This is a genomic window from Pseudomonas sp. KH_027, from assembly GCF_057838565.1.
Map to the genome: position 1 here is coordinate 1,188,783 of NZ_CM174470.1, position 12,021 is coordinate 1,200,803.

The following is a 12,021-nucleotide window of genomic DNA, read 5'->3' on the forward strand; positions in this document are numbered from 1 at the left end:
CATGTCAGCGGTTCTCCATTCGCCTTGCGGGTTGGACCTGGGCATCAGAAGCGCCAGATCACGTCGACAAAGGCGCGGTGCATAGTCGAGTCGGCTTGTTTGCCGTAGGCGTCGCCCGGCAGGAACACCCCGCCACGGAGACGCACCAGCGCCGAAGGTTCGTCGATCGCCTGGCTCATCGAGGCAGGCAGCAGGCCTTGCTTGAAGTATTTGGTGACGACCAGATCGACTTCCTGGCCGAGGTCTTTCTCGCCATCGACCAGCGCCGCGTTGATGCCGCTGGTGCCGATCGGTTGCTGGTCGTCCACGCGCCAGAACTTGTGGTAGACCAGGCTGGCGTCGTAGTCATCGCGCAGCTGCCAGGAGCCGAACAGGGTGGCGGCCTGCAGGTTGCTCAGCTCGCCGCGGAAGGCCTCGCCGAAGCGATGGACCCGCGAGCGGGTGCCGGTGTAGTTGGAGCGGTTGCTTTGCAGACCGGTCTGCTCGAAGTTCTCGCCGCCGTCATCGCCGCCGCCACTGCCACGGGCGTAGGCGCCGCCGACTTTCCAGCGCTCATCGAGGCTCCAGCGCAGGCCCAGGTCGGTGCCCCAGGCATTCACGTCGCTGCTTTGCGAGCCAGTGGCAAAACTCTGGTCACCGAGGTTTTCGCTGAGCAGGCGGTCGCGGTCGCCGCTCAGCCAGGTGGCGCTGGCCCAGTAGTTCAGCGGGTTCTCGTTGCGGCTGTGGTAGGCGTCGCTGTTGGCTTGCAGGCCCAGCCAGGTGAGTTCGCCGGTGCTGGTCTTATCCAGTTCGTCGACTTCTTCGCCGGGGGCGCGCAGATTGCCGTCGTCCCGGCTGTGGTGGGCATTCAGGCCAACCCAGTGGCCGGGCGTCCATTGCGTGGCCACGTCGCCGAAGACGTGCATACGGTCCTTGTCTTTCGGTGCCAGTTCGTCGAGGTCGGTGCGGTATTCGCTGAAGCGTTCGGCCACGCCCAGGTTGGCGCGCAGCAAGGTGGTGTCGAAACTCCAGTTCAGCGCTTCGATATTGGTGTCGCGCCACATGCCGTCGTCGTTGCGCAGGCGCTGGCGGCCCAGGCGCAGCTCTTCGCCGGGGTAGGCGGTGAAGCCGGAATAGCCGAGCCAGAATTCGCGCAGGGCCAGGTAGCTTTTGTCCGGCTGGCGGCTGTCGTCGCTGCTGCTGGAGGCGCTTTCATCGGCGCTGGGTTGCTGCAGGGTGTCGGTTTCGATGATGTCGGTGGCGGTGACCGCCTGGCCCATCGCGTAGCCACTCCATTCACCTTGTTTGCCGTACACCCACGGCCGCAGGTCGAGGCCGATACCGTTGACGTCGCCACCTTCGCGGGTGCCGAGATCACGGTCGTCTTCGGATTGGGCGGTGATTTTCACGTCCAGACCGACGTTCTTGTCGCTCATCTGCACCGCCCAAACCGGGTTGGCGGACAACAGGGTCGCGCTCAGGCCGAAGCCCGCGCTCATCCAGTGATTCAACTTCATAGTGGCTCCTGCCCGGTTTGGTCTTGCATGACTTGCAGTTGCACGGCGTGCTCCACGGCAGTGCCGCGCAATTGCTGTTCTGCGCGCAGCAGGCTCTGGGCCTGCGCGCGTGCGGCGGGCGGCAATTGCTGATCGATTTGGGTCGCGAGCTCGGTCGCCTGTGCGGCGTTCTTGAGCACGGCGAGCTGGCTGAATACGTAGGCGTTGACCAGGTCGGGCTGAATCCCCCGGCCTTGGGAGAACATCTGCGCGAGGGCGAAGTCGGCGCTGTTCTGCCCGGCACGGGCGGCGGCGAGCAGGCGCTGCAAGGCCTGTTGCGCGTCGATCTGGCCGAGGTAGCCGCGGCGGTACATCTGCCCGAGGTAGTAGTTGGCGCTGCTTTCGCTGGCGGCGGCCTTGAGCAGATGCTGTTCGGCTTTATGCGGGTCCTGCGGCAGCAGCTTGCCTTCGTAATAGAGCTTGCCGAGCAGCAGTTCGGCGCGCGGTTGTGCGGCCTCGCGGCCGTGTTCGAGGTACTCCAGCATCTTGTCGACATCACCCAGTTCCGGGTAGTCGTACAGCAGGCGAGCCAGGCTGACCCAGGCGGCAGGGTAGCTGGGGGCGATCTGTTCGAGCAGCTTTTGCGCGGTGGTTTCGTCAGTTTTGCCCAGCGCTGAATCGGCCAGCACCTGCGCTACGCTCTCGACCCGTTGCGCCGGCACAACGCCGTGCTGATAACCACGCTGCAGTTGCTCCAGCAAGGCCGCTTGTTGCTCGCTTTGGCCGCGTTTCTGGTACACGGTGGCCAGCTCGACGTAGCAGACATCCGCCACACTCAGTGCCTGTTTGCAGATGCGCTCCACATCATCCAGGTGCTGGTCGTAGCTGCCCTGGGTGCGATAGAGCAGCAGTTGCGCCAGCTCGGCCTGCGGGTAACCCGCCGCGCGCCATTGGCTGATGCGTTGCTGCGCACTCACCGTGGGGAAACTCTGCGGGTATTGCAGGTAGAGCATCGCCAGAGGCAACAGGGCGCCTTGCTCGCCGCTGTCGAACGCCTGCTCGAGCCGTTGCGCGGCTTCCTGGCGCTCGGCTTCGCTGGCGTTCGGCTTGGCCGCCAGCAGCTTGCCGAGGCGCGCGGCGGCACGCGGCGAGTGATCCGCGGCCTGGCGGTAAGTGGCTTCGGCTTGGCTCAGCAATTGCGGATCGCCGCTTTCCAGCTGGATATCGGCCAGGCCGACCTGAGCATCGGCGTAACCCAGTTCGGCGAGCTGCCGGTAATTCTGCTCGGCGGTCGCGGCATCACCGTTCTTCAGCGCTTCGTTGGCCAGGCGCTGGTCCGGCAGACCGGCACAGCCGGCCAGGCTCAGCGCGACGACGAGCAGCAGGCGTTGCGGTTGCGTGCTGGCCATGGCTTAGAGCCCCGCGGCCATGGCTTTGTCGATCAGCCAATCGAGCGAGGGGCCGCGATCGCTGCTGACTTCCACCGGACGGCCGGCGAGGGCGCTGTCCAGCGGCTCGTCCGGTTGGATCTGCACGCGAATGTCGGAAGACAGGTTGTCGCTGTCGTTCAAGCTGCTGCTGACGATCTTGCCGTGGCGCGCTTCGGTTTCACCGGCCACCAGGAAGCTGACGCGGGCGCCGGGCTTGATCTCGCGGAATTTGCTGTAGGGGAAGCGGGCTTCGATGCTGGCCTGACTGCCACGTTGCACCAGTTGGAAAATCACCTCGCCCTTGTTCGCGAACTGCCCGTCGGCCACCAGTTGGCGCGCCACGGTGCAGTCGCAGGGGCTGGTCAGGGTGCCTTTCATCTGCTTGCCGAACAGGGTTTCGACGTTGGCCGGGTTGAGCTGTTGCTCGTCCAGGTGACCCTTGAGCATTTCCAGCATCGAGGCGCTGAACGTGGCGATCGGCGCACCTTTGCTCACCTGGCCATCGGCGCTGACCAGGCTCTGTACCGTGCCTTCACGCGGCATGGTCACTTGCATGCCCGGCACCTGCACCAGGCCGGACTGCGCGTGGGTGACGAAGTACAGGCCGTAGACCGACTTGAAAATCAAGCCGAAGGCGGCTAAGCCGACCAGGAACAACGCCAGGCTGAAGGTTACCGCGCGCAAACGACCGATGGCACTCATGCCGCTGCCGGTTTTTTGCTTGCGTGCCTTGGTGAAATTCTCGCGCTGCAGGGTGGTCAGCAGTTCGCCGACGCTCACCAACTCGCCACTCAGGTGCGCGGTGATCAGGTGACGCAGGGTGGTGATCTCGCGCGGTTGCATGTTGTTGAACTGGCAACCGGCGCGGCCGCTGTCGAAGTCGACCGAACGCACCTGGAACTCCACGTCGATGGCCAGGCTGATGTTGTCGATGGCAAACAGCATTTTGCCTTTGTGATAGTCGCCGACCTGCAGCGCGATCTTGCTGTCGCTCAGGGCGAAGCCGCCGGCGGAAAGGTCCAGCAGGTTCTGCTCGACCACTTCGCGGTTCTTGCCGCTGAAGCGGATTTTCGCCGGGAGCTTGACCCGGGCGTGCTGGCGCTGGGCTTCGGACTCATGCACCACATTGATGTTGACGGCTGTATTCATGGCGATATTCCTACTCAAAATTCCATTCATGTCCGTTCAGACCACCAGCAGCAGCGCGGCAATAAACACGCTCGCAGCAGAGAAGGTCATGGTTCGGGACGACCAGGTGTTGAACCAGCGCTGAAAACTGGCGAGGTCGCGGTTTAGCTTGGTGGGCTGACGGGTCCAGGACTGCTGGTCGAGGCGGAAGAACACGTAGATCTTCACCATCGCGCCGACGATCTGGTTGTAATAAAGAATCACCGGGTAAGCCGGGCCGATGCGGTGCCCGCTGACCGATAGCAACAGCGTCAGGATCAGCCGCGTGGTGCCGATCCACAGCAGGTAGATCAGCAGGAAGGCGATGCTGTACTTGACGCTGGCGATGATCGCCACGGTCAGCCCCAACAGGCAGGTCCACATCGATACGCGCTGGTCGAACAGCACCAGGCTGGTGAACAGCCCGAGGCGTTTGACGCCGAGCTTCATGGCCCGCGAGTTCTGCCGCAGGTTGTTGCCGTACCAGCGGAACATCAGTTTGCGACTGGCTTTGATGAAACTCTTTTCCGGCGGATGCTCGACCGTGTTGATTGCCGCATCCGGCACGTAAAAGGTGTCGTAGCCCAGGCGCATCAGGCTGTACCAGCTGGACTTGTCGTCGCCGGTGAGGAACTTGAAACGGCCCAGACGCCAGTGATCCAGCGAGTCGCTTTCGACGTCGGCGATGAACTCCGGGTTGGTGATCACCGGTGCACGGAACACCGACATCCGCCCGGTCAGGGTCAGTACCCGTTTGGACAGGCCCATCGAGCACATGTTGAGGTGGCGCTGTGCGAAGCGCAGTTTGTGCCACTCGCTCATGATGTAGCTGCCGCGCACCTCGCAGAACTCGTTGGTGGTCAACCCGCCGACGTTGGGGAACAGCTTGAAGTAGGGCACCGTAGCCCTGACGATGCCGGGCTCCAGCACGCTGTCGCCGTCGATCACCGCGACTACCGCATCCTGGTCCGGCAACAGCCGGGAGATGGCGCGGAAACCGTGGGCCAGCCCGTCACGCTTGCCGGTGCCGGCAATCCGTACGAAATCCAGGGTCACATGGGCCGGCGGGTTGTACTTCTCCCACAGGCTCTTGACCAGGAACTCATCGGACAGCTCGACGATCGAGCAGACCACGGTGGTCGGGTAGCCGCATTCGATGGCTTCGCGAATCACCGACTGATAGACCTGGGCGGTGGTCAGCGCGTCGATACGAAAGCTGGTGACCATCAAGAACACATGCGAGGGGTCTGCGTCCTTGCCGAGCTTTTTTGCCTTGCGTCGGTAGTGCGGAAACACCACGTAGAGAAACAAGATGCCGCGCAGGAAGTGCATGGCGCCCATGGAATAGCGCCAGATGCCGACCGCACCGATCAGTAAAAGGAAGTCCTTCGACTCCGGGTCGAAGACTGTTCTGGGCAACGCCAGGGCAATCCCCATAAGCACACTGAGGTATAACAGCCAGCCGGCGGCTTCAGCGAAACCCTGCTTGAGCCTATCCATCTCTACATTCATCTCTGATTTCGGGCATGCCTCCGGCGGATACACGCGGTTTCCCGCGTGGATCCGGCCCAGGTGCCGCATTGCGTTATGGCCGGGGTAAGGTTCTGCCGGTGTTGATGGGCACGTTGCGGCCTGTGCCTATGCGCCGGCAGAACAACTGGCTACTACCAGCAGATGCCTTCAGCGCCGCCACGGGTGGCGTGCGTCATGAAACCCACCAGATCGACGACTTGCTTACCGTCCGGTGCGTGCTGTGCCAGGGCTCTGAACTTCTCATCACGGTTACCCAGTACGATGATGTCGGAGCCATTTACGACTTGGTCGAAGTCGCTGTTGAGCAGGGAAGAAACGTGGGGGATCTTCGACTCGATATAGTCTTTGTTGGCCCCATGGACCCGTGCATATTCGACGTTGCTGTCGTAGATGCTGAGGTCGTAACCCTTGCCGATCAGCATCTCGGCCAACTCGACCAAGGGGCTTTCGCGCAGGTCGTCGGTGCCGGCTTTGAAGCTCAGGCCGAGCATGGCGACTTTGCGCTTGTCATGGCTGGCAATGATGTCGAAGGCGTTCTGCACCTGCGCCACGTTACTGCGCATCAGCGAGTTGAGCAGCGGTGCATCGACGTCCAGGGAGCCGGCGCGGTAGGTCAGGGCGCGCACGTCCTTGGGCAGGCAAGAACCACCGAAGGCGAAACCTGGGCGCATGTAGTACTGCGACAGGTTCAGGGTCTTGTCCTGGCAGACCACTTCCATCACTTCACGACCATCGACGCCGACCGCTTTGGCGATGTTGCCGATCTCGTTGGCGAAGGTCACCTTGGTCGCGTGCCAGACGTTGCAGGTGTACTTGATCATCTCCGCGACTTCGATGCCCTTGCGGATGATCGGTGCGCCGAGTTCGCGGTAGATGTCTTCCAGGGTGTCGCCGGATTGCTTGTCCAGTTCGCCGATCACCGTCATCGGTGGCTGGTCGTAATCCTTGATCGCGGTGCTTTCACGCAGGAATTCCGGGTTGACCGCCACGCCGAAATCGACCCCGGCTTTCTTGCCGGAGCAGTCTTCGAGAATCGGGATGACGATATTCTTCACGGTGCCTGGCAGCACGGTGCTGCGGACCACGACGGTGTGGCGGGTGGCTTTGTCACGCAGGACGAAACCGATCTCGCGACACACCGATTCGATGTAGTTGAGTTCCAGGTCGCCGTTCTTCTTGCTCGGGGTGCCGACGCATATCATCGACAAATCGCTATCCCGGATCGCGGCGGCAAAGTCGGTAGTGCCGCGTAGGCGCCCCGACTTGATACCCTCTTCCAGAAGCTTCTCAAGACCAGGTTCGACAATCGGCGATTTGCCCTTGTTGATGAGATCAATCTTGGCGGCGGAAATGTCCACCCCAATCACTTCGTGACCACGTGCAGACAGGCAACCGGCACATACTGCACCGACGTAGCCTAAACCAAAAATGCTGATACGCATGGTATTCACCTTGTTAGTTTATTGCGCCGTTAAATAGGGTTTTGTAACTAACCTGTCTTTTATTAGCGCTCTAGGTAATTAAGTAATTAGCTGGGCGCAGGCACAATGAGTTACCCCGCCCTAGTGGCGGCGCTGAATTGGGCATATTGTTCAAAACGGTTGCCCTGGAGTGTGGCGCTACGCTCCAATACTGGACGCAGGGCCATGATTCGGCTGCTGGTGATCTACTGGGTAGGACATGTCTCCCTGCTTGAAAATGGCTTTGTGAGTCGGGCTTCAATAAGTGCGGTTAGATGGATCTGTTAATCGCGATAAAGCACTCTTTCGCACTCTTGTGCCAGACCGATAAAAGTCGTTACGGAGTTATGAGCGAACATTGCAAATGATAGTTCCTACCGTTCGTCAGGCTTTTTGAAGTGCGCGGAAATATAGTGATCAAGTGCAATGGTCGCACAGTGATGGCACTTAAGCTGGAGGCCACGGTATAAGCGGGATTGTTCGAGTTGAATAACTATTTGCCATCACTTTGATTCAGCCTAAGTGCCATCACTGAAAAAAATCAGTAATGGCGGTAAATTTCACTGAATAAACAATTTCATGGAAATGAAACTTTCTGAAAGTTTCAGGATATGGCGCTATGAATATCGACGCGGGTGTACGGCGAGATAACATTTAGCCAGTACGCGAGGGGTGCGGGGGTTGCCATGGGCGCTGGATGTCGTCGCCTGTTTGGCCGGTAGCCGGGTCCGAGGGCAGAGGGCTGCACCCGCCGGACAGCGGGTGCAAGGACGCGGTCAGTCTTCCGGTGTGTCGCGCAGGAACACCAGGCTGTCCGGTTTGGAGTGTGGCGCCGAGAAGCGGTAGCCCTGGGCATTGAAATCCTTCAGTCCCTCTGGGCTGTTCAGACGTTCTTTGATCACATAACGGGCCATCATGCCGCGGGCCTTTTTGGCATAGAAGCTGATGATCTTGTACTGGCCGTTTTTCAGGTCCTTGAACTCGGTGTTGATGATCCGGGCGTCGAGGGCCTGACGTTTCACCGCGCTGAAGTATTCGTTGGAGGCCAGGTTGAGCAGGATGTCGTCGCCTTGGGCGGCCAGGGCTTCGTTCAGCCAACCGCTGATGCGCTCGCCCCAGAAGGCGTAGAGGTCCTTGCCCCGGCTGTTGGCCAGCTTGGTGCCCATTTCCAGGCGGTAGGGCTGCATCAGGTCCAGCGGCCGCAACAGACCATACAGGCCCGAAAGCATGCGCAGGTGCTGCTGGGCGAAGTCGAAATCGACCTCGGCGAAGTCCTGCGCGTGCATACCGGTATAAACATCGCCCTTGAAGGCCAGCAGCGCCTGCTTGGCGTTCTCTGGCGTGAAGGCCGGCGTCCAGCTGCCGTAGCGGGCGGCATTCAGCCCGGAGAGCTTGTCCGAGAGGTGCATCAGCTCACCGATCTGTGCCGGGCTGAGTTCGCGCAGCTGGGTGATCAGCTCCTGGGCGTGATCGAGGTATTCGGGTTGGGTATAGCGGGTGGTGTTCGGCGGGTTTTCATAGTCGAGGGTTTTGGCGGGGGATATCACCATCAGCATGAGTCGTCTCCTAAAGGCTGGGCTGATTCTAGGTGGTGCGCGGTTCAGGCTCTAGCGATAACGCTGGTGAGGTGATCGGGTCGCGGGCCAAGGGGGCTTGCCACTCTTGCAACCAATGTGCACCTGTGGCTGCGATCGGCTAGATCGCAATACGCGTGCATCGCGCATCCGATGACCCGCGGCAACACCTCGTCGGATCGCTACAAGGCACGCTTGGCGGGCTTTTCAGCGCTTGTGCAGGTGACCGTGGAGGTGAATCGGTGTGGCGAGGATGCGCCTTCTGCGAGGCGGTAGGACTTCCGACTTTAACGAGCCGGCCGGGTGGCGCCAAGCACTTTTCGTCGCGCCGACAAATAAACTGCAAAAACGAAAAAATTACTTTTTCCTGTCATGTTTTTTGGAGTATCTAAAGGGCAGACCGTCGAACCCTGCAACACAGGTGGCGGCCATGGGCCAACACCTGGATAGCATCTTCTCGCGCCGCGGCCCGAGAGATCGACGGCCTCTCCGCGGCGGAGCGCCGTTCTGGCATTCCGTCGCTTGGCTCCTATAAGAAGGTGACCGAGTATGGATGACCACGGACGCTCCAGCCCTACTGCTCCAACCCTCTATGCCCTCGATACGAACGTCCTGATCCACGACCCCAATGCATTGCTGAACTTTCAGGAACACCACGTCGCCATTCCGATGACCGTACTGGAGGAGCTGGACAAGCTGAAAACCGGCAAGCAGGGCGTCGCCGCCGAATGCCGCCAAGCCATTCGCCTGATCGATAAGATTCTCGGTCAAGCCACGCCGGAACAAGTGGAGCACGGGGTGCCCATTCAGCGTGACAAGAGTGGGCCCTGTGGCTTTTTGTCGATCCTCATGAGCCGTCGTGCCGAGCCCGTCACCTGGCTGCCGGAAGACCTCAACGACAACAAGATCATCAATCAACTGGTGGAGCTGAAATCGCGCAAGCCCGGTTTGTCCGTGGTGCTGGTGACCAAGGACATCAACATGCGCCTGAAGGCGCGTGCCTGTGGTATCGAGTCCGAGGACTATCACACCGACCAGTTGGTCGACGATATCTCCCTGCTGCCGCGTGGTTATCACACGCTCAGCGGCTCGTTCTGGGACCGCGTGAGCAAGGTCGAAACCCGTCAGGATCACGGCCGCACCTGGCACCGAGTGCAACTCACCGACAACCTGCCGGCGGTGCATATCAACGAGTTCATCATCGATGAACAAGGCTTTGTCGGTTGGATCAAGGGCATCAAGGCCGATGAACTGCTGATTCTCGATCTGCATCAGGAGCCGTTGCTGCATCAGGAAGCCTGGGGCCTGCGGCCGCGCGACATCTATCAGGGGCTGGCGCTGTTCGCGTTGCTCGACCCGGACATCCACCTGGTCAACCTGTCCGGCGCGGCCGGTTCGGGCAAGACCATCCTGGCGCTGGCCGCGGCGATCGAGCAGACCATGGTCAGCAAACGCTACCGACGGATCATCGCCACCCGCAGTGTGCAGGGGCTGGATCAGGAGATCGGCTTCCTGCCGGGCACCGAGGCGGAGAAGATGGAGCCCTGGCTCGGCGCCATTACCGATAACCTGGAAGCCCTGCACATGGATGACGAAAGCACCCATGGCAGCGTCGACTACATCCTCAGCAAGGTACCGTTGCAGTTCAAATCGCTGAACTACATTCGCGGGCGCAGTTTCCAGCAGAGCCTGATCCTGATCGACGAGTGTCAGAACCTCACCCCGCACCAGATGAAAACCATCATCACGCGCGCCGGCAGCGGCTCGAAGGTGGTGTGTCTGGGCAACCTGGCGCAGATCGATACGCCGTATCTGTCCGCGCCCAGCTCGGGCCTGACCTACCTCACCGAACGCTTCAAGGACTTCCCCCACGGCGTGCACATCACCCTGCAAGGGGTGCCGCGCTCGGTGCTGGCGGAGTACGCCGAAGCCAACATGTAATTCGGTTCCATCGACAAGCCGGGCGGGGGGATACCGCCCGGCTTTTTTGTGCCGGCTGGATTGTTCCTGCGCTTCGCCTGGGGCCTTGTGGCAGCGGCTTCAGCCGCGAAAGGGTATCGCGGCTGAAGCCGCTGCCACAGTTGATCGATGGATTAGGTGTGTCTAGCGCTGATAGGTTGCTATTCAGGCCTGCCGTAATCTGACTCGCGGGTTTACAATCGCCATTCCTCATCTGGAGTAAGGCAGTGTTAACCCATCTCGACTCCCAAGGCCGCGCGAACATGGTCGATGTCACCGAAAAAGCGGTGACGTCCCGTGAAGCCGTGGCCGAAGCCCTGGTACGCATGCGCCCGCAAACCCTGCAGTTGATTCAGGACGGCGGCCACCCCAAAGGCGACGTGTTCGCCGTGGCGCGCATCGCCGGCATCCAGGCGGCAAAGAAAACCTCTGATCTGATCCCGCTTTGCCATCCGTTGATGCTGACCAGCGTGAAAGTCGAACTGACGGCCGAAGGCAGCGACGCGGTGCGCATCCGTGCCCGTTGCAAGCTGGCCGGCCAGACCGGGGTGGAGATGGAGGCGCTGACCGCGGCCAGCGTGGCGGCGTTGACCCTCTATGACATGTGCAAGGCAGTGGATCGCGGCATGGTCATTGAAAGCGTGCGCCTGCTGGAGAAGTCCGGCGGCAAGAGTGGCGCCTTCAAGATGCAAGAACCCAAGGCCGAGGATGAATGATGATTCGCGTGCAGTATTTCGCCCGTTACCGCGAGGCGCTGGGTATCGACGCCGAGCAACTGAGCGCCGGCAACAAGTTCGCCACTCTCGACGAACTGCGTCAGCACCTGCTGGCCCGTGGCGGGGTCTGGCAGGTGTTGGCCGAGCAGAACCTGATGTGCGCGCGCAATCAGGAGCTGTGCAGCCTCGATGAACCGCTGGCCGAAGGCGATGAAGTGGCGTTTTTCCCCACTGTGACCGGGGGCTGAGATGGCCATTCGCGTGCAAGTCGCTGCATTTGACCCGGGCCTGGAGCTGAACGCCATGCATGCCGCCAATGCCGGCGTGGGGGCGGTGGTCAGCTTTGTCGGTTATGTGCGTGACTTCAACGACGGTCGCGAGGTGGCGGGGATGTTCCTTGAACACTTTCCCGGCATGACCGAAAAAGCTCTCGGCAAGATTGCCGCCGAGGCCCAGGAGCGCTGGCCGTTGCTGACGCTCGAGGTTATCCACCGTATCGGTCGCCTGGAGCCGGGCGAGCCGATTGTGTTTGTCGCCACCGCCAGCGCGCATCGCCAGGCCGCTTTCGATGCCTGCGCGTTCATCATGGATTACCTGAAAACCCGCGCGCCATTCTGGAAGCAGGAAGACACCCCGGAAGGGCCGCGCTGGGTGGAAGGGCGCTGCAGCGACAAAGACGCCGCGCAGCGCTGGGCTAAGCCCTGAGT

General features: G+C 61.2%; 10 protein-coding genes. 4 read left to right on the forward strand and 6 right to left on the reverse strand.

From position 1 onward, the window contains the following. Positions 1 to 44 precede the first annotated feature (44 nt). From AC3IYG_RS05545 to yaaA, 6 genes are all read right to left on the reverse strand, one after another. Complete coding sequence (locus AC3IYG_RS05545; protein WP_489312756.1) at positions 45 to 1,496, reverse strand: alginate export family protein; 1,452 nt, start codon at positions 1,494 to 1,496, stop codon at positions 45 to 47. Next, positions 1,493 to 2,884 carry an alginate biosynthesis TPR repeat lipoprotein AlgK gene (algK, locus tag AC3IYG_RS05550; protein ID WP_489312757.1) on the reverse strand — a complete coding sequence of 464 codons (1,392 nt, stop codon included), beginning with the start codon at positions 2,882 to 2,884 and terminating at the stop codon, positions 1,493 to 1,495. The genes AC3IYG_RS05545 and algK overlap by 4 nt, the downstream gene beginning before the upstream one ends. 3 nt (positions 2,885 to 2,887) lie before the next feature. Beyond that, entirely contained in the window at positions 2,888 to 4,054 is a 1,167-nt protein-coding gene (locus AC3IYG_RS05555) for a PilZ domain-containing protein (protein WP_489312759.1), read from the reverse strand. A gap of 36 nt (positions 4,055 to 4,090) precedes the next feature. After that, positions 4,091 to 5,572, reverse strand: coding sequence for a mannuronan synthase (gene alg8 / locus AC3IYG_RS05560; RefSeq protein ID WP_489312760.1), 1,482 nt, complete (start codon positions 5,570 to 5,572; stop codon positions 4,091 to 4,093). 164 nt (positions 5,573 to 5,736) lie between these two features. Continuing rightward, positions 5,737 to 7,047 (reverse strand): GDP-mannose 6-dehydrogenase, encoded by a 1,311-nt coding sequence (gene algD / locus AC3IYG_RS05565; protein WP_489312761.1) that lies wholly within the window; start codon positions 7,045 to 7,047, stop codon positions 5,737 to 5,739. 794 nt (positions 7,048 to 7,841) lie between these two features. After that, positions 7,842 to 8,621, reverse strand: a complete 780-nt coding sequence (gene yaaA / locus AC3IYG_RS05570) for a peroxide stress protein YaaA (protein WP_489312762.1) — start codon at positions 8,619 to 8,621, stop codon at positions 7,842 to 7,844. A gap of 567 nt (positions 8,622 to 9,188) precedes the next feature. Here yaaA and AC3IYG_RS05575 point away from each other — a divergent pair. The 4 genes from AC3IYG_RS05575 to moaE all read left to right on the forward strand — a co-directional run bounded on the left by AC3IYG_RS05575 (position 9,189) and on the right by moaE (position 12,019). Further along, on the forward strand, positions 9,189 to 10,580 hold the full coding sequence (locus tag AC3IYG_RS05575; protein ID WP_489312763.1) for a PhoH family protein: 1,392 nt from the start codon (positions 9,189 to 9,191) through the stop codon (positions 10,578 to 10,580). Between the two features lie 245 nt (positions 10,581 to 10,825). Further along, positions 10,826 to 11,314 carry a cyclic pyranopterin monophosphate synthase MoaC gene (moaC, locus tag AC3IYG_RS05580; protein WP_489312764.1) on the forward strand — a complete coding sequence of 163 codons (489 nt, stop codon included), beginning with the start codon at positions 10,826 to 10,828 and terminating at the stop codon, positions 11,312 to 11,314. Continuing rightward, positions 11,314 to 11,562: a molybdopterin converting factor subunit 1 gene (moaD, locus tag AC3IYG_RS05585; protein WP_489313845.1), complete on the forward strand. Its 249-nt coding sequence runs from the start codon at positions 11,314 to 11,316 to the stop codon at positions 11,560 to 11,562. The genes moaC and moaD overlap by 1 nt, the downstream gene beginning before the upstream one ends. A gap of 1 nt (position 11,563) precedes the next feature. After that, on the forward strand, positions 11,564 to 12,019 hold the full coding sequence (gene moaE / locus AC3IYG_RS05590; RefSeq protein ID WP_489312765.1) for a molybdopterin synthase catalytic subunit MoaE: 456 nt from the start codon (positions 11,564 to 11,566) through the stop codon (positions 12,017 to 12,019). The last annotated feature ends 2 nt before the right edge of the window (positions 12,020 to 12,021 follow it).

Bases quoted from the DNA above. Each gene is read 5' to 3' on its own strand.
- AC3IYG_RS05545 (WP_489312756.1), bottom strand. From the start codon at position 1,496: ATGAAGTTGAATCACTGGATGAGCGCGGGCTTCGGCCTGAGCGCGACC.
- algK (WP_489312757.1), bottom strand. From the start codon at position 2,884: ATGGCCAGCACGCAACCGCAACGCCTGCTGCTCGTCGTCGCGCTGAGC.
- AC3IYG_RS05555 (WP_489312759.1), bottom strand. From the start codon at position 4,054: ATGAATACAGCCGTCAACATCAATGTGGTGCATGAGTCCGAAGCCCAG.
- alg8 (WP_489312760.1), bottom strand. From the start codon at position 5,572: ATGGATAGGCTCAAGCAGGGTTTCGCTGAAGCCGCCGGCTGGCTGTTA.
- algD (WP_489312761.1), bottom strand. From the start codon at position 7,047: ATGCGTATCAGCATTTTTGGTTTAGGCTACGTCGGTGCAGTATGTGCC.
- yaaA (WP_489312762.1), bottom strand. From the start codon at position 8,621: ATGCTGATGGTGATATCCCCCGCCAAAACCCTCGACTATGAAAACCCG.
- AC3IYG_RS05575 (WP_489312763.1), top strand. From the start codon at position 9,189: ATGGATGACCACGGACGCTCCAGCCCTACTGCTCCAACCCTCTATGCC.
- moaD (WP_489313845.1), top strand. From the start codon at position 11,314: ATGATTCGCGTGCAGTATTTCGCCCGTTACCGCGAGGCGCTGGGTATC.
- moaE (WP_489312765.1), top strand. From the start codon at position 11,564: ATGGCCATTCGCGTGCAAGTCGCTGCATTTGACCCGGGCCTGGAGCTG.